Genomic DNA, 17,105 nt, shown 5'->3' with positions numbered 1-17,105 from the left:
TTAGAAAATGCGTTCTAGTATTGTATTACTCAAGATTCACATTGCTACTTTACAACCGCTGGAGCATTAGAAAAATTAAGGTATTAAATTCAAATGGTTAATAACTCAATCCAGTGGTTTCCTGGCCACATGCACAAAGCACGTAAAGAGATCGAAGAAGCAATCCCTCAAGTGGATGTGATCATCGAAGTACTGGATGCTCGTATTCCTTTCAGTAGTGAAAACCCTTTGATTTCTCAAATCCGTGGTGACAAACCTGTCGTTAAAGTTTTGAACAAACGTGATTTGGCCGATCCAGAATTAACTCAACTGTGGATTGAGCACTTGGAGCAAGAGCAACATGTAAAAGCAATGGCGATCACGACTTCTGAACCACAAGAAGTGCATCGAATCATGGAGCTTTGCCGCAAACTTGCCCCACACCGAGAAGAAATTGGTAAAAACATTCGCACCATGATCATGGGCATCCCAAACGTTGGAAAGTCGACGATCATTAACACCCTCGCAGGTCGAACAATCGCTGTAACAGGTAACCAACCCGCGGTTACACGTCATCAACAACGTATCAACCTGCAAAATGGCATCGTATTATCTGATACTCCAGGGATTTTATGGCCAAAAGTGGAAAATCCACACAGTGGCTTCCGCCTTGCGGCTACTGGCGCGGTAAAAGATACAGCGATGGAATATGACGAAGTCGCATTCTATACCATTGAATACCTAGCAGCTCATTATGCAGACAAACTTAAAGAGCGTTATCAAATTGAAGAGCTTCCAGAATCAGATATCGAGATCATGGAAGAAATTGGTCGTCGCCGCGGTGCACTACGTGCAGGTGGACGTGTTGACTTGCACAAAGTATCAGAGATCTTATTGCACGAACTTCGTCAAGGCACTTTGGGCCAAATTACATTAGAACGCCCAGAAATGATCACTCAAGAGCTGATTGAAGTCGAGATTGAAACCGCCCGTAAAGAAGAAGAGAAAGCGAAGCGTAAAGAAGAGCGTCGTAAGCGCTATTTACGTAATAAGCGATAAGCTTGTCTCTTATCTACTCATGTTTCAAGGCGCGATTTTCGCGCCTTTTTTGTTATCTAATGCGCCCATTTTTTTCACTTTTCAAACTTTATATTCCTCATCCAAAATCCCAGATATGAAGCACGAAAAAACACCGCAAAATCGCCGTATAAACTTTAAGCACAAACTAGTTTAGACCCCGGGCCCCTATAGAGTTACAGCCACCATCCAACCCTCAAATGTCGAGTTTGCAAGGGTCTGCAAACTTATGCAACCTGGTTAGTGACACTCTCCCCAAAATCCGCAATATGAATAAGTGTCAGCGCTGGCGTTTTTCCATATGAAGAAGAGATTTATTATGAGTGAAACTATACAAAGCAAACCACTTCCCTCCTTTATCGAGGAACGCCTAGATTTTTATATTCAAGATCTAATCGAACCGAATGAGAACAAAAAACACCTTGTTCTTGGTAAACGCCCACCGTGTAATGCCGTTGTCCTGCAAAGCAATGATTACCTTGCACTGTCTCATAATAAGGAGATTCAAAACGCGCATCGTGATGCGATTTCCCAGCACGATGACAACGTCGTGATGTCCGCGATTTTCTTACAAGACGATGAATCGAAACCTGTATTTGAAACGCAACTAGCCAGTTTCGTTGGTATGCCTAGTTGTCTACTTTCTCAATCTGGTTGGGCTGCGAATGTCGGTTTATTGCAGACTATTTGTGCACCGAACATACCTGTGTACATTGATTTCTTTGCACATATGTCTTTGTGGGAAGGCGCACGTATTGCCGGAGCACAAATTCATCCGTTCATGCATAACAACACCAGTCACCTAAGAAAGCAGATTTCACGTCACGGTTCAGGGATCATTGTTGTGGATTCGGTTTACAGCACTATCGGGACCATCGCTCCTCTACGTGATATCTACGAAATAGCACAGGAGTTTGACTGCGGCCTGGTTGTAGATGAATCACACTCTTTAGGTACACACGGTCCACAAGGTGCGGGGATACTGCAGGGTCTTGGCTTAACTCATAAGGTAGATTTTATTACCGTTAGTCTTGCCAAGACATTTGCTTATCGTGCTGGCGCGATTTTAGGCCCAGAAAAACTGGCGAAGACGCTTCCATTTGTGGCGTACCCTGCAATATTTAGTTCTACCGTATTACCGCAAGAGATCATTCGGCTAGAGAAAACACTGGACGTCATAAGAAAATCAGATGATAAGCGAGATATTCTGTTTGAAAGAGCCAAGTCTTTAGCCGTTGGTTTAAAACGCATTGGATTTACTATTCGCAGTGAATCACAAATTATCGCATTAGAATGCGGCAACGAGAGAAACACTGAGCGAGTCCGCGACTTTCTCGAAGAGCGAAATGTTTACGGCGCAGTGTTTTGCCGCCCTGCAACTGGAAGGAACAAAAACATCATCCGTTTTTCAGTCAATGCAGACATGACAGCTGCTGAAGTTGATCATGTACTCACTGTCTGCCAACAAGCATTTGCACACCCTGACTTAGAGTTTGTGTAAGTTAGTGTGTAGATAAAACTAAGAGCTCAACAGTTTTGCTGAGCTCTTTATTCGTGTTATTCGTTGTGAGCAACTCGCCTCAAGAAAACAAGTCGCGAATGATTAGATCCAGTTTGCGATTTTATCGAACAAACGATTTTTATCCGCCGGTTTTACGATGAAGTCAGACATACCCGAAGACCCAATTTTGTCCAACGTGACAGGTGAACTATCCCCTGTATGCGCAATAATAGGTACCGACGCATAGTTTTTATCCGAGCTTCGAATTCGCCTAGACGCTTCTACACCATCCATAATTGGCATTTCGATATCCATCAGAATGAGATCAACATCTTCTTGCTCTAGTGTATCCAGAGCCTGCTGCCCGTCTTCTTTCTGAATCACTTCAAAGCCTTGCTTTTCAAGTAACATTGCCGTGAATTTACGCAAAGATTCATTATCATCCACGACCATAATTGTGCGCTTATTTGAATTATCTAACGTCACCGAGGCCGTTGGTGTCGATACATAGCTTGAATCATATAAGAGACGCTCAATAGTTGGTTTAGTATTCAATAACCAGGCTTGCGTTTCGATCCAAATAGGTTCATATGCAGCCTTACGTGCTCTCTGAGTCGGATGATGCTCAAAAAGATAAACTATGCGTGCTTCAGTGAAAGACAAGAGAGATTCTAATCTATCCAATTGGTTTGCTCTTGGATCTAAGCTCTCAAGATCGATAAAAATCAGATCGAATTCGAACTCGTACTCTTTCTTTTTGAGTACTTGGTTGACATCTAAAATTGTCGAGTCAAAGCCCATAAAACGGCTAATATCTGTTACTTTAGACACCAAGATATCTTGGCTAGTCACCGTTAGAATGGTTTTGAGTTTAGTCAGATCGTTTTTGATTTCAGTAACGGTATCAGATGTCGTTAGTGGGAAAGTTAACGTAAATTGAGACCACTCCCCTAACTGAGATTGACACTCAATGTTCCCCCCAAATGAACGCATGACTTTTTTACAAAACGGTAGGCCCAAACCATAACTTCCTGATTTGCCGGTGGTGTAAAAGTCTTGAAAGATATTGCGTAGAACATCAGGAGCAATACCAGCACCATTATCGGTTACAACAATTTGATTAAAGCGTTCTGAACTTATCATGGATACATGTATGTGAAAATCTTCAGATTTACGGTGATGGAAGGCATTCTTGAAAAGATTATACATAACGTATTTAAGCAGCGTATCACTACCTAGAAACTCAAACTCACTTCTCGCATCCAACGATATGGCAAATCGATCAGTGGCACGTTTATAACTGAAGCTTTCAATTGCCTGTTCAACGACCGAGTGAGCTGAATATTTTTTGAAGCTAGAACGAGAAACTCGATTTTCATCAATCGAAGTCAGCAATAAATCGATGGTTTCATTACCCGATTGGATAATGTTCATTGCATCCTGACTCACTTCACGTAATAAGGTGACATCTTCTACACTCATGACGTACTGCTCTTTTCCTGCCTCTTTCATGTTGGGCAAGATCGACTGGATAACATCTATTGAAGTGCAAAGCCCACTCAACGGGTTACGCATTTCATGTGCGATCCCTGCCCCGAATGATTTTGCCAGCGAGACTTTCGCTTCATGTTCAACTTGGTTACGAAAATAGAACAAATTACCGAAGACATAAATAAACAGAAAGATTGGCACATGAGTCCAATCCATGGTCAAGTCAAGATGGAACCCTTTTGCAACCCAAGCGAAGAATGTTGCTAAACCTATCCCAGCAAAGGTTTGAGCAAACATGACCCTAGTAACATGAACCAGTAAAATGTGTAAGAAAATTGCAGACATAAACGACATAACCCATACATTGGACCAGTCATTCATCAGTAACATATAAAAAAAGAAAAACGGTAAGCACAGCGTTATCGTCACTTGGTAGTAAATAGGAACATAATCTCTCCAAGTCGATGATAAGCGGTTTCTAAAAATGATGCCGAAAAACAATAACGAGCAAAACAATCTAAGAGATAAATTTTCATAAGCCTGTGGAAAGGCAAACTCCCAGACAAAGTAGTACAGCGGAAAGCCAAGAAACCCCATCCAGCCAACGAGAGTTAGGTTTGGTTCTGCATATTGATAAACCTTACGTATCGAGTCCATATAATCTGTTTTGCTTACTCCGCCTGACGCACAATAGTGTGATTTTGATTCACTTTTATCGTTTTATTATTAACTAATTATATATTAATCATCATTTATAAGCAGCGCGAAATGACGTAAACAGCTCGCAATACTTATCTTTAGTTTCAATCTTTTAAGACAGCTACACTTGATTTACAACCAAATAAACAAAGTTGCATATAGTTTAGTGCAATTTTGCGATAATCGCTCTGTATCCAATTGGATGTTAATCTCATTTTGTGTAAGAAACTTAAGTCGCGCCTTTGGCACGACTTTCCAACGATTCAAAAACAGCACTCACCGCATATAGCGTGGTGAAGAACAATTGGCTTGGGGTGTGTTATGAATTCTGTCCAGATAAAAAATGTCATTTTTGATGTAGGTAATGTGTTGGTACGCTGGTCTCCAGTAGAAATCGTTCGCTTAACATTTGGTGGTTCCGTAGAATCAGAGAAAATGGCTCAGATGCTATTTTCATCACAAATCTGGAAAGATTTAAATAAAGGGACGATCTCCGAAAGGGAAGCAAAACAGCGTTATCAACGTGAACACCAAGTAACGACGGAAGAAATGGACCGCTTCTTTTATTATGTAAAACACACTCAAATATTACTTTACGGCAGTATAGAGCTGTTAAAACGAGTAAAAAGAGCCGGATATGGCGTATATGCGCTCACAGACAACATCAACGAAATTGTGGAACATCTTCGTACTACCTATGAGTTTTGGCCACTGTTTGATGGAGCAATCATCTCTTCTGAAGTTCAATTACTAAAACCACAAGCGGAGATCTACCAAACTCTACTTTCAAAGTATCAGCTTAACCCCGAAGAGACAGTATTTCTTGATGACATGCCTTACAATGTTGAAGGTGCCCGAGCAGTTGGCATGGCTGCTATTCAGTTTGAAAATGCTCAGCAATGTGAGCTCGAACTAAAAGCCATGGGGGTTAACTTCTAGAAAGCTTTCAATAAAACATAACGTTAGGGTGCATAAACAAAAAAGAGCAGTGTTGAGACTGCTCTTATCTAATGTTTTAGAACGCTAGGTTAGGAGTAAATCACGTTTTCCTCAATCCCACTAACTAATGACTGGGCGTTCTTCCAACGGAATACTTTTTCTAACACCTCTTTGCCATCAGGTGCGCGCCAAGTTCGCTCTTGATCCTCTTGTCCACCAATGTGGCGATAGAATTCAATCGCAGAAATGTTTTGCGACACAACTTCTAAATAAAGACCTGTGTCTTTAAAGTACTGCTGTTGCCATTCTGCGACAGCAAGTAATAGCTGCTTACCAATCCCACGACCACGGTAACTGTCATCAACATGCAATGCGTCAATAAAGGTTCCACGCTCGAAATCATGGTTGCCGAACACACAAACAAAGCCAAGTAGCAAACCTCCCTCCTCCGCCAAGACAATGTGCTGATTGAATGGTGGGTTGGTCAAACGGGTTTGCCAAATCAGTAGTTTGTCGTCAATCGCTTCTTTCTCAAGATAGTTATCACTAAGAATGCCACGGTAATGACGCTTCCAGCTATCCGCATGAAGATGCGCAATGCGCTCGTAGTCCTTATATTCCGCTAATCGTAAATCCATTACGTATTCCTATTTTCTTACATTTTTGCTTCTTTATAGAGTCTCGGTATATTCCACCTTTATAACACTTGTTTCTTGGCAGATTTTATACACCTTAAGCCAGAGCTCATTTTTTAATACTACTCATTATTCAATTAAAAGCAAAATATCCCATCAAGTTCCTTAATCTACACCCAAAGGAATAGTCACATTTGTCTAACTTTAATTTGACTTACATGTGTACGCTGATATTCTGGCGAACAGTTGTTAGCTCAAAGTTAGGGATACACCTGTGACTCAAAACAAACCACCTGTTATCTGGTTGAATACATTAATATTTTCTGCCAGTTTTGTTCTAACTTTTATTGTAATGCCTTGGTATGCATATCATTTTGGACTGGGTTGGGAACATCTAATTTGGGGAGTGATTGCATTTAGTTTTACTAACCTTTCTATTACAGCAGGCTATCATCGTCTCTGGAGCCACAAAACATACGAAGCTCATCCTATTTTGCGCGCCATTTTTGCGATTGGAGGAGCATTTTCTTTGCAAAATAGTGCATTACATTGGTCTTCTGATCATCGTGTGCATCACAAACATGTCGACAATAACGATAAAGATCCGTACTCAGCCAAGCGGGGTTTTTGGTATTCTCACATTGGGTGGATGTTACGTGATTACAATAAATCAAAGGAAAACGAATATACAAACTGCCGTGACCTAAAGCGCGATAAAATCGTCATGTGGCAGCATAAGTATTATGTTCCACTTGCCCTACTGACTAATATTGGTTTCCCAGTAATACTAGGACTGATATACGGTGATATCTGGGGGATGTTATTGGTCGTTGGTGCAGCTCGACTCTTTATGAGTCACCATACAACTTTTTTCATTAACTCCCTCGCACATATTTGGGGTAAGCAAACTTTCACAGACAAAAACACTGCTCGCGATAATGGTGTACTCGCCTTTTTCACATTTGGAGAGGGTTACCATAATTTCCATCATATTTTCGAGAATGACTATCGCAATGGCGTGTATTGGTGGCATTACGACCCAACGAAGTGGTTGATAAAGTCATGTTCTTGGCTAGGACTCACATCTAAGTTGCGCACAACGCCTACATTTAGAATTGAAAAAGCCCGTGCGAGTCAACTTTTGAAGAAAGCAAGAGAAAAGCTAGAATCGAAACCGAACACGCAAACGATCCTCGATCAGCTACAGCACGAGTTTGATACTCTAGTTCATCACATGCAGGAATACTACGAGATGCGCAAAGAAGTACTCGGTGCCAAAACTGCCAGTGTGGTAAAAAAATACGAATGTTCTGTAACAAAAATGAAGTATCAGCAAATTAAAGCAGAGTTCGAACGGCAGCAGCGTAGTTGGAACCTTATGGTTCGTCGATACGCATAGTTTATCCTCATTCTTACGATTACTTAGCTTCGCTTCGGCGAAGCTTTTTTGTTGTGAAGAGTGTTTTCCAATAATTGCTTATTGAGTAAAGTCTTTTTCCTATTGTGAATCAATTCACTCATTATTCATTCACTTTCCTAGTCATATTTTCCTTCCTATAAATAGCTTCAAACCAGCACATAACACTTAGAAAACCAAATTCCAACAATACAATCTAACGAAATTATTTATTAAATTATTATTTGTCTCAGATCATGCAAGCCCCATATTTGTCTCGTGCCACAGCTAAGAATTCTGTAAATTCCTTGTCATAAACTGAAACAGTTTCTTTCTTTTTTACATAACATTCGGAGATCCCTATGTTAGAGCTCTTAATTGGCTTAGTGGTTACCATTGCGGTGGGTTACTTTATTGTCAAAGGCTATAAAGCTGCAGGCGTGTTACTGACAGCTGGTATTGCTTTACTTCTTATGACTGGCGTTTTGGGGCACGACGTGCTGCCGTCAAAAATCACCTCAACTGGTAACATGGTGACAGATGCGCTTGAATACGTGAAATACATGCTTCAATACCGCGGTGGCGGTCTTGGTATGCAAATCATGCTGCTTTGTGGTTTTGCGTCATACATGACTCATATCGGCGCGAACAACGTGGTAGTGAAACAGTTCTCTAAACCGCTTTCTGTCATCAAGTCTCCTTACGTCCTTTTGGTAGCGGCTTACATTGTGGCGTGTTTAATGTCTCTTGCGGTAAGTTCTGCAACAGGCCTTGGCGTACTATTAATGGCGACATTATTCCCAATGATGGTCGCGATGGGCATTTCTCGTCCAGCAGCCGTTGCAGTGTGTGCCTCTCCAGCGGCAATCATCCTTTCTCCTACTTCTGGTGATGTTGTTATCGCAGCAGAAAAGTCTGGTTTAGAGCTTGATGTGTTTGCGGTACAAACTGTGTTGCCTGTTTCTATTTGCGCAATCATTGTCATGGCAGCGGCAGCGTTCTTCTGGAACAAATACTTAGATAAGAAAGAAAATACACCAATGGAAAAAATTGATGTATCAGAGATCAAAGCTGACGCACCAGCGTTTTATGCAGCTCTTCCTTTTCTACCTATCATCGGCGTTTTCCTATTCAACGGTCGTACCATTCCAGGACTTAGTCTAGACATCTACACTATTGTGGTTGGTTCGATTTTCCTTGGAGCTCTGATCCATTATGTTGTAAATAAGTTCGATGGTAAGAAATCACTAGAAGATTTAGATTCTTGTTACGCAGGCATGGCTGACGCGTTCAAAGGCGTTGTGATGCTTTTGGTTGCCGCAGGGGTTTTTGCACAAGGTCTGATGTCTATCGGAGCTATCGATAACCTACTTCATCTAGCAGATAATGCTGGTGCAGGCGGCGTTGCTTTAATGCTTATTCTAACTGCATTGACAGTTGCAGCAGCAATTGCAACGGGTTCGGGTAACGCGCCTTTTTATGCGTTCGTGGAGTTAGCACCATCTTTGGCTGCGAAAATGGGATTAAACCCTGCTTTCCTAATTATCCCGATGCTTCAAGCATCAAACCTAGGCCGTACTATCTCACCAGTATCTGGCGTAATCGTTGCGACATCAGGTATGGCAAACATCAGCCCGTTTGAGGTTGTAAAACGCACATCCGTTCCAGTTCTAGCAGGCCTTATCACGGTGATTATTGGTACTATGGTGCTTGTTCCAATGAGTGCCTAACGGTATTGCCACGATCAAACTAAAAGCAATATCCGAACAAAATTACGTTTAATTAAAAACGCCAGCAAATGTGCTGGCGTTTTTTTTATTCTAATGTGTTGATTTACGCTGACTTAAATCGGTCAGGAATCTTAGTGATGCTCTCTCTGTAGCTAAACCATAAGTAGGTAACGGCAAGCGAAAAGAATAAATATGAAAGTGCGAATACGATTGGAGACGTGATTAATTCCGCGGACATTCCCCACATCACACCGACTACGGTTATCGTCAACTTAGAAAGCATACCGCAAATGAGTAGGAATAAAGCAAGCTGTGGAAAGCGCGAGCTGCGAAATGCGAAGAAATAACAGCTACCTACCGCTAAAGAAGCAATAGATAAGCCCAACATAAATGAATGGATGTGGTCTGCTGATGCGATACCAGCGGATACCGAAGCCATGAGTAATAGGAACAGTTTCATAAGTCACCTCACAACAAATCTAAAAAGCATCCCTTCATAAATGAAAACTCATTTTTCACTATATTCTGCGCCTAAAATCAGCAATTACAAGTTACTTTTTTGCTCACTTAATGTACATAAAAGCTAATCAGCTTCAATTATTACAAAAGGTTAACAATTAAGAATTAAGAAACCCTTTGCATCTGATACTTACGACAGTCAGATGATAAATTCGCCATTTTTGTTACAGATGGTTAACATGGAAACATTTAGAAATTTTTTATTTGAAATGTGAACTGTGCACTCAACAGCGTAAAACCTCTCTCTCTTGACTCATCATTCGTTATTAGTGAACAAAAAAATGTCACTTTTTTACAACGTTCTTACCACATACAAAACCATGAATTCACATCCACTTTTAATGTTGCAAATTATTTTATCAGTAACCGTAAAAAGAGATTCCAATCACATATTTATTGGTTATAATCCGCGCTCATTGCGTTAAACGTTGAAAAACGCAAACTAATTTTGAGAAAAAACATCTTTAAACCAACCTTCTTTGCGGCATTGCCAATAAGAGGAAAAACTGAGAATAAAAATGAGCAAGATTGATAAAGCTATGCGCATCCTGTTAGCAGGGTTCTGTATCAACCTTTGTCTTGGCATCCTGTATGCTTGGAGTGTATTCAACAAGGCACTGGTAACTGAATCAGGCTGGAGTGCTGCAGAAGCTTCTGCACCTTACGCAACTGCAACCATCACTTTCTCTATCTGTCTTCTTATTGCAGGTATTCTCCAAGACCGCATGGGCCCTCGAATGATCCTTATCCTAGGTACTGTTCTTACAGGTCTGGGCATGATCGCGTCTGGCTTTGTTGACACTCCACTCATGCTGAACATTACCTTCGGTGTGATCACAGGTGCAGGTATCGGTTTTGGTTACGCATGCCTATCACCTTCTGCGATGAAGTGGTTCCACGCTTCGAAGAAAGGTATGGTTAACGGCATTATTGCGGCAGGTTTTGGTCTAGCGGCTATTTACCTTGCGCCAGTAACTTCTGCGCTAATAGACAGCATGGGCATTCAAACTAGCTTTATGGTTCTTGGTGTTGGTATCCTAGCGATTGCGGTTCCTCTTGCAGCAACCATCAACAACCCACCAGCAGACTACACACCTGCGGAGCCTAAAGTAAAAGAAGGCCAAGCACCTAAAGCGGTGAAAAAGTCAGATGACTTAACTTGGAAAGCAATGTTGAAAACGCCACAGTTCTACTCTCTATGGATCATGTACGCGTTTGCAGCTTCTGTTGGTCTAATGATCATCGGTAACATCACGACAATCGCAAGCGTTCAAGCAAACTTGCCAAACGCGGTTTACCTAGCGTCTATTCTTGCTGTATTTAACTCTGGCGGTCGTGTTGCCGCGGGTATGCTTGCAGATAAAATCGGCGGTGTTCGTACGCTTCTACTTGCGTTCGTTCTACAAGGCGTAAACATGGTGCTGTTCGCGACGTTCGACTCTGAGTTTACACTGATCATCGGTACAGCAATCGCAGCGGTAGGTTACGGTACACTTCTAGCGGTATTCCCTACTCTAACGGCTGAGTTCTACGGTCTGAAAAACTACGGCACTAACTACGGCGTACTTTACACAGCATGGGGTATCGGTGGTGCAATCGGCGCAGCGGTTGTTGGTTTCTCGATGACAAATGGCGACGGCTACACCTTGGCTTACACAATTTCTTCGGCAATGATGGCAGTATGTATCGTACTTGCGTTCATCACTAAGCCATTGTCTGAAGCGAAAGTAGCACAGCTAAAAAACGCATAATTGCGAATTGATTTGATAGCAAAAAGGCTTAACCTATGGGTTAAGCCTTTTTTTGTTATCGGTCGTTTATGGAAAGCCCTATCGAACTTGCACCAGACTACTATCTAGAGAACTTCTTTAAGCTGACTCATCACGCAGTAACTTGGTACAGCGATTTACTGACCAAGGAAGAACACGCATGGCTTTGCTCGTTTGATTCTTTGAGCAAACACGCCCAGTGCCTTTTGGTGCGTTTATACAGCCGAAAGGGATGTTGGTTTCGAAGTGATAAGCTGAGTTATCAAGAAATACCTTCTATCAATGAAGCACTGGCAGAATTGAGTCAGCATGAGTTTGTAGCCCTTTCCCCACCCCTTTCTCATCAAGAGTTAGCGGCTAATTTACTGACCAAACCAGAAATCTCCGCGCTTTATCCCGAACTGCCGAAATCACTCAAGAAAGACGCCCTTGTCGAACATTTGAGTAATACGGAATTTGATCGTATAGAGCGGCTTGAGTTTACGATCGTCAAACTCAATTCTGCTCATATGATCGACGTGTTACTCACTCTGTTTTTTGCCAACACCCATCAAGACTTAAGTCAGTTTGTGCTTGATGACTTAGGTTTGCATCAGTTCGAGCAATATCAATTGAGTAAAGTGCGCCGTTTCTTTGATTCACGTGAGCAAATAGACCGTTTAATTGAACTGAGCCAGTTGGCCAACCTGTACTGGCAATTTGACCGAAAAGACAAAGCCAATCTCGACTTATTAATTGAGGCAATGCCTCAGCCCGTTAAACACCGTTACGTAGATCGTAAACGCGAGCACATGTTGAATGACATAGCACGTGATTACGAACGGCTTAATGATCTAGAGACCGCCCTATCTCTATTTGGGCAAACTCAACTCACACCGAGCCGAGAACGACGCGCACGTATCTATGACAAATTAAACCATGATGATTTATTTGGTGACATTGTCACAGATATGCTTAACTCACCGATCGATGTGTCTGAGCTCGAAGTTGCACAAAAACTTGAGCAACGGTTAAAACGACAACAAGGCGAGAAAGTGCCAAGAGTGACGAAGCCAACCTGTACGGAATACCGCCTTGAACTGGATTTATCTCAACAGAGAGTCGAACTCGCCAGCAAAGCGTATTTTGAGTCTTTAGGCTGGACAGTATTTTACACCGAAAATGCACTGCTTAATGCATTACTTGGTCTCACTTTTTGGGATGCGATTTTCGCTCCCATCGAAGGCGCATTCATCAATGCCTATCAACATCGTCCTCTGGATTTGTACCATTCTGATTTTGTTACCAAGCGCCAAGCTTTGATAGATGCGACGTTTGATGAGTTGGAAACGGGCAATACTCATACGTTGTTAACTAGGTACGATGAGAAGTTTGGTATCAGCAATCCATTTGTGCATTGGAGCTTAATAAGTAAAGAGCTACTCGAAACGGCACTCGATACAATCCCAACTAGCATGTTGGTGGCGCTATTTAAAATACAATTGAGTGACCTAAAGCTTTACCGCAATGGGATGCCTGATCTGATTGCTTTCAAAGGAAACGAGTTCGAATGGATTGAAGTAAAAGGCCCAGGAGATAAACTCCAAGACAACCAATGGCGTTGGATTAAAGAGTTTACTCGCCTTAATGTCCCGTTTGCGGTGTGTTACGTCGCAGCAACTTAACTTACTCTATATAAAGAGCTTGGTGTTTGTTCACTCAAACCGCCCCTCGGTTATCGCCCCTTGCTCTTTTTTCTAAACATTTTTTCGTTTCTTCACGATCGCTTCACGCTTCTTCACACAAAATGCGCTTCTACTCACTAAGTTGATTTGAAGAGGCAAAATAAAATGAACAAAACACTTCTTGCGTTACTTGTTACCTGCTCAGTTTCAGTATCTGCGGCTCCTTATGTAGGTCTGGAATATGGACTAGGCACCACTGACCATGATTTGGAACCTCACTTTTCAACTGACAACGTAACACTCAACCCTGAGCTTGAAGACGGTATTTTCTCAGGCTTTGTCGGTTACGCATTTAATGACAACTGGGCATTGGAACTGGGTTACAGCCAGTTTGACCTTGATGATAGTCGTTCAAAAAACCTAGGTATCAAGTCAATCGATGGCAAAGATTACCATCATGAAATGGATTGGGATTCCTCTATCACAGCCAAACAAGTCTCGCTAGCACCAGTGTTTAGCTATGCATTAAGTGATAAATGGACAACAAAATTCAAAGCGGGTTTAACTTACACGCAATACGACGCCAAGGTTGCTCAACATCAAGAATATGAGCTTGTCGCGAATGACGATGTGGAAATAAGCAACACGCTTTTCCATAGCTCGGAGAAAAGCAACGAGTTAGGCGCAATGTTCTCTGTGGGCGCGGAATACCAAGTGTTGCCAAAGCTCACCATTGGCGCAAACGCTAAATACCAACTAGACAGCTACGCAAACACTGCATCCTTTAACGTAGGCACAACTTATTACTTCTAATATAAGGAGATGATAATGAAAAGAGTATTGTTAACATCCATGCTTGCCCTACTTTCAAGCTCGGTTTTCGCCGCGTTTAATGGTCCAGAAGTCAGTGCAATCAATACGGTGAAAGAGGCGCGCAACGCAACTGACGACAGCGCTGTAGTGCTAACCGGGCATATTGTTCAATCATTTGGTAACGAGACTTACTTGTTCAAAGACAACACTGGTGAGATCGAAGTAGAGATCGACAACGAAGATTGGATGGGTCAAGAAGTGACACCAAAAGATACCGTAATGATTCGAGGAGAGGTTGATTCAGATTGGACAACTACGCAAATAGACGTTGAGACCATTCAAAAACGTTAAGAAGTTGACTAATACCTCAACACAAATAACACAGCCACATTTTAGTGGCTGTGTTACGCAATAATCATGGAAAACGCTCGTTTAGCTAGTCAAGCAAGGGCAATCTTGCGGTACGACTAATCGTATACTCTTAGGCTGAACATCAAATCTAATGGTTCTCGAATGATAGGGTTCTCCATCTAAATTAAGAGGTAATGGATTCGGGAAGTCTATCTCCAACCAGCTTGCTCTTGTGTACTTCACAAACTCTCCTTTCTCACTCGGGTTATTGATCTCGTCGATTACTTTAGGCAGCTCATGAGGTAAAAATGGGCGCACCAATGTTAGATCCATCAGCCCATCATTAATCATCGCTTTTGGAGCTAACTCTTGCCCACCTCCAGCAAGGCGCCCATTACAAAACGCACCGAGCAACATTTCTCCCTGATACGCACCACCTTCAATCGTTATTGTTCCGTCATATGGTTTAAAGCCAAGTGCTTTTACAACACCAGTTAGCGTGTAAGCTCCACCGCCAAGAAAGTTTTTGAGTTCAACAGGCGTTTCTGCTGTAACTTCTGCGCCAAACCCTGCTGTTGCCACGTTAATAAAGCAGCGATCGTTCGCTTTGACGCAATCGACCAAAGCGGACTGCCCCTCAACAGCAAGAGATAAAGACGCCTTAATGGAATTAGGTACTTGAATAGCGGTAGCAAAGTCATTGGCGGTACCAAGGGGAATAATGGCTAACTCAGGGCGTTTTTCTTCGTCAATTTGAATAATCGCAGAAGCCGCCTCATTGACGGTCCCATCGCCACCAGCGACAACAATACGTTCAATGCCTTCATCAACCGCTTCTTTTACTAGCCGCGGCATGTCTTGAGATTCCCACGTCACACGCACCTGTACGTCGATGCCTTTGTCTCTCATTTTCATGATTGCATCTCTTAACTCTGGATTCCCAGCTTTTTTTCCGTTAAGGATGGCACGTATTGTCTTTTTCATTGCACTTCCTATTGGTTGATGACTTTTCCTGCTTGCTTAATCTGTGAACGCAACCACTGATGGGCGCTGTCGTTTGTGCGACTAGGATGCCAGATTGTGCAAAGCTCATACATTTGTTCATCAAATGGCATTGATAAAGATTTAACATGATAGGTGTTATTGAACAAGTTGATCATCGACTCTGGCATTAAACCAATGTATTCACTACCACAAATAATTGGGAGCATTTCTAGTACGCCTGAGGCTCGATACTTAATCTTTCTCTTATCCAAGTCGACAATGTCATCGGCGTTTAACAGGCTCTTACGACTCTGCCACTGCGAAACTACTACGTGTTCTTCTTCAAAAAATTGTTCAGCCGTAATCTCGTCATTCAGGCGGGGATGCGCTTCGCTACATACCACTACCAAACGCTCCGTAAGTACAGTTTCCAGTTTTAGCACCGTTCTTGCTCTTGGTGTGATATCAATGATCAAATCGTATCGTTGTAACCGCAGATCACTTTCAAAATCTTCCGTAAAAAGCGGATGTACTTCTAATGCAACATTTGGCGCCGACACACGGATTTGTTTCATGACTTGAGGTAGCAACTCAAAACTTGCAACGGACACACAGGCAATAGAAAACACTCTATTCGACACTTTAGGGTCAAACTCACTAGAGGCCGATAATGTCGAAGTGAAATTTTGTACTGAAGCTAGAAGAGCAGGATAAATATCCATCGCAAACGAGGTAGGCTCGACACCTTTAACGCAACGATGAAACAATGGATCATCGTAGATATCACGTAGCCTTGCTAGCGCTTTACTCACCGCAGGCTGGGTGATGTTTAAACGCGCCGCCGCCCGAGACAAGTTACGCTCTTCATAGATGGCAGTGAAAATGGGAATAAGATTAAGGTCGGTCGGTTTCATGCTATTAAATTTTTCAAAAGTCACTTTCTCTATTTTAATCTAACAGCATGATCCTTCACGTAGCCAAGTGCAATAAATGGGCGGTATCGCTTGTTTTAATGAGTTTTAACTCAATTTTGACGCACTTCATTCACCACATAAACTGGCACCATAGTGCAACGTAAAGCTTGACTTAGGCTTTGCCTAGGTAAGGGGTAAGAAACTCGCTGACTTCCTCGCCGCATAAACCAGTTTCTACCTCTATACCTGCTTGTTTTAGAATCTCGATACCTCGACCACTGTTGCGTGGGTCGGGGTCCAATATGGCTACGACGACTTTGCTTATGCCGGATTTGACTAATGTCACCGCGCAAGCTGGCGTGCGACCAACAAACGAACACGGTTCCAGCGTAACGTATGCCGTCACCGATTCTAACGAGCCTTGATACGCATTCAGCGCTTCCACTTCCGCGTGATTGCCACCAATCGCTTGAGTATGACCTTCAGAAACGATTTGATTGTCTTTCACTAACACGCAGCCAACCGGCGGGTTGGGTTGACATTCAGGAAGCGCATTTTTGGACACTTCCAATGCGCGGCGCATAAACTCTTGGCTCATTTGAACTCTATTCTCTAATAAAAACGAGGCGCTATATTAGCGCCCC

The 17,105-nt window shown here is 42.4% G+C and carries 15 protein-coding genes; 9 read left to right on the top strand and 6 right to left on the bottom strand.

Translation table 11 applies throughout. From position 1 onward, the window contains the following. Positions 1 to 93: 93 nt before the first annotated feature. On the top strand, positions 94 to 1,038 hold the full coding sequence (gene ylqF, locus R7R24_RS01795; RefSeq protein WP_191115921.1) for a ribosome biogenesis GTPase YlqF: 945 nt from the start codon (positions 94 to 96) through the stop codon (positions 1,036 to 1,038). A 337-nt stretch (positions 1,039 to 1,375) separates the two neighbouring features. Continuing rightward, the gene (cqsA, locus tag R7R24_RS01790) at positions 1,376 to 2,557 is read left to right on the top strand and encodes an alpha-hydroxyketone-type quorum-sensing autoinducer synthase (RefSeq protein WP_017635350.1); all 1,182 of its coding nucleotides are present in this window, start codon (positions 1,376 to 1,378) and stop codon (positions 2,555 to 2,557) included. 102 nt (positions 2,558 to 2,659) lie between these two features. Here the strand turns inward: cqsA and R7R24_RS01785 are convergent, their stop codons facing one another. Continuing rightward, positions 2,660 to 4,705 carry a response regulator gene (locus tag R7R24_RS01785; RefSeq protein ID WP_206946518.1) on the bottom strand — a complete coding sequence of 682 codons (2,046 nt, stop codon included), beginning with the start codon at positions 4,703 to 4,705 and terminating at the stop codon, positions 2,660 to 2,662. Positions 4,706 to 5,068: 363 nt separating this feature from the next. Between R7R24_RS01785 and R7R24_RS01780 the strand changes: the two genes are divergently transcribed. Beyond that, positions 5,069 to 5,686: an HAD family hydrolase gene (locus R7R24_RS01780; RefSeq protein WP_017635351.1), complete on the top strand. Its 618-nt coding sequence runs from the start codon at positions 5,069 to 5,071 to the stop codon at positions 5,684 to 5,686. Positions 5,687 to 5,775: 89 nt separating this feature from the next. Here R7R24_RS01780 and R7R24_RS01775 read toward each other — a convergent pair whose 3' ends face one another. Next, positions 5,776 to 6,324: a GNAT family N-acetyltransferase gene (locus tag R7R24_RS01775; protein ID WP_005376525.1), complete on the bottom strand. Its 549-nt coding sequence runs from the start codon at positions 6,322 to 6,324 to the stop codon at positions 5,776 to 5,778. Positions 6,325 to 6,595: 271 nt separating this feature from the next. On the opposite strand from R7R24_RS01775, the gene R7R24_RS01770 reads away from it, so the two are divergent. Continuing rightward, positions 6,596 to 7,720 (top strand): acyl-CoA desaturase, encoded by a 1,125-nt coding sequence (locus R7R24_RS01770; protein WP_005376527.1) that lies wholly within the window; start codon positions 6,596 to 6,598, stop codon positions 7,718 to 7,720. Positions 7,721 to 8,079: 359 nt separating this feature from the next. Beyond that, positions 8,080 to 9,447, top strand: a complete 1,368-nt coding sequence (dcuC, locus tag R7R24_RS01765) for an anaerobic C4-dicarboxylate transporter DcuC (protein ID WP_005376528.1) — start codon at positions 8,080 to 8,082, stop codon at positions 9,445 to 9,447. A 103-nt stretch (positions 9,448 to 9,550) separates the two neighbouring features. On the opposite strand, the gene R7R24_RS01760 is transcribed toward dcuC, so the two are convergent. Further along, positions 9,551 to 9,907, bottom strand: coding sequence for a hypothetical protein (locus tag R7R24_RS01760; RefSeq protein WP_005376535.1), 357 nt, complete (start codon positions 9,905 to 9,907; stop codon positions 9,551 to 9,553). Between the two features lie 577 nt (positions 9,908 to 10,484). On the opposite strand from R7R24_RS01760, the gene R7R24_RS01755 reads away from it, so the two are divergent. The 4 genes from R7R24_RS01755 to R7R24_RS01740 all read left to right on the top strand — a co-directional run bounded on the left by R7R24_RS01755 (position 10,485) and on the right by R7R24_RS01740 (position 14,563). Further along, the gene (locus R7R24_RS01755) at positions 10,485 to 11,717 is read left to right on the top strand and encodes an OFA family MFS transporter (protein WP_017635352.1); all 1,233 of its coding nucleotides are present in this window, start codon (positions 10,485 to 10,487) and stop codon (positions 11,715 to 11,717) included. A 68-nt stretch (positions 11,718 to 11,785) separates the two neighbouring features. Beyond that, positions 11,786 to 13,399 (top strand): VRR-NUC domain-containing protein, encoded by a 1,614-nt coding sequence (locus R7R24_RS01750; RefSeq protein WP_033906488.1) that lies wholly within the window; start codon positions 11,786 to 11,788, stop codon positions 13,397 to 13,399. Positions 13,400 to 13,564: 165 nt separating this feature from the next. After that, positions 13,565 to 14,212 carry an AcfA family outer membrane beta-barrel protein gene (locus R7R24_RS01745; protein WP_033906487.1) on the top strand — a complete coding sequence of 216 codons (648 nt, stop codon included), beginning with the start codon at positions 13,565 to 13,567 and terminating at the stop codon, positions 14,210 to 14,212. A gap of 15 nt (positions 14,213 to 14,227) precedes the next feature. After that, positions 14,228 to 14,563, top strand: a complete 336-nt coding sequence (locus R7R24_RS01740; protein ID WP_005376539.1) for a YgiW/YdeI family stress tolerance OB fold protein — start codon at positions 14,228 to 14,230, stop codon at positions 14,561 to 14,563. Between the two features lie 81 nt (positions 14,564 to 14,644). On the opposite strand, the gene yegS is transcribed toward R7R24_RS01740, so the two are convergent. The 3 genes from yegS to R7R24_RS01725 all read right to left on the bottom strand — a co-directional run bounded on the left by yegS (position 14,645) and on the right by R7R24_RS01725 (position 17,059). Then, positions 14,645 to 15,547 carry a lipid kinase YegS gene (gene yegS, locus R7R24_RS01735; RefSeq protein ID WP_033906486.1) on the bottom strand — a complete coding sequence of 301 codons (903 nt, stop codon included), beginning with the start codon at positions 15,545 to 15,547 and terminating at the stop codon, positions 14,645 to 14,647. A gap of 8 nt (positions 15,548 to 15,555) precedes the next feature. After that, positions 15,556 to 16,461, bottom strand: coding sequence for a LysR family transcriptional regulator (locus R7R24_RS01730; RefSeq protein WP_005376541.1), 906 nt, complete (start codon positions 16,459 to 16,461; stop codon positions 15,556 to 15,558). A gap of 172 nt (positions 16,462 to 16,633) precedes the next feature. Further along, complete coding sequence (locus tag R7R24_RS01725) at positions 16,634 to 17,059, bottom strand: bifunctional diaminohydroxyphosphoribosylaminopyrimidine deaminase/5-amino-6-(5-phosphoribosylamino)uracil reductase RibD (protein WP_005376542.1); 426 nt, start codon at positions 17,057 to 17,059, stop codon at positions 16,634 to 16,636. Positions 17,060 to 17,105: the final 46 nt, after the last annotated feature.

The sequence above is a fragment of the Vibrio sp. 704 genome (genome assembly GCF_033339295.1).
The sequence above is the reverse complement of the archived record's forward strand: the minus strand, read 5'-3'. Positions and strand labels throughout refer to the sequence as shown.

Coding starts and splice junctions, on each gene's coding strand:
- R7R24_RS01740 (WP_005376539.1), top strand. CDS start 14,228: ATGAAAAGAGTATTGTTAACATCCATGCTTGCCCTACTTTCAAGCTCG.
- dcuC (WP_005376528.1), top strand. CDS start 8,080: ATGTTAGAGCTCTTAATTGGCTTAGTGGTTACCATTGCGGTGGGTTAC.
- R7R24_RS01755 (WP_017635352.1), top strand. CDS start 10,485: ATGAGCAAGATTGATAAAGCTATGCGCATCCTGTTAGCAGGGTTCTGT.
- R7R24_RS01785 (WP_206946518.1), bottom strand. CDS start 4,705: ATGGACTCGATACGTAAGGTTTATCAATATGCAGAACCAAACCTAACT.
- R7R24_RS01775 (WP_005376525.1), bottom strand. CDS start 6,324: ATGGATTTACGATTAGCGGAATATAAGGACTACGAGCGCATTGCGCAT.
- ylqF (WP_191115921.1), top strand. CDS start 94: ATGGTTAATAACTCAATCCAGTGGTTTCCTGGCCACATGCACAAAGCA.
- R7R24_RS01760 (WP_005376535.1), bottom strand. CDS start 9,907: ATGAAACTGTTCCTATTACTCATGGCTTCGGTATCCGCTGGTATCGCA.
- R7R24_RS01750 (WP_033906488.1), top strand. CDS start 11,786: ATGGAAAGCCCTATCGAACTTGCACCAGACTACTATCTAGAGAACTTC.
- cqsA (WP_017635350.1), top strand. CDS start 1,376: ATGAGTGAAACTATACAAAGCAAACCACTTCCCTCCTTTATCGAGGAA.
- R7R24_RS01730 (WP_005376541.1), bottom strand. CDS start 16,461: ATGAAACCGACCGACCTTAATCTTATTCCCATTTTCACTGCCATCTAT.
- yegS (WP_033906486.1), bottom strand. CDS start 15,547: ATGAAAAAGACAATACGTGCCATCCTTAACGGAAAAAAAGCTGGGAAT.
- R7R24_RS01745 (WP_033906487.1), top strand. CDS start 13,565: ATGAACAAAACACTTCTTGCGTTACTTGTTACCTGCTCAGTTTCAGTA.
- R7R24_RS01725 (WP_005376542.1), bottom strand. CDS start 17,059: ATGAGCCAAGAGTTTATGCGCCGCGCATTGGAAGTGTCCAAAAATGCG.
- R7R24_RS01780 (WP_017635351.1), top strand. CDS start 5,069: ATGAATTCTGTCCAGATAAAAAATGTCATTTTTGATGTAGGTAATGTG.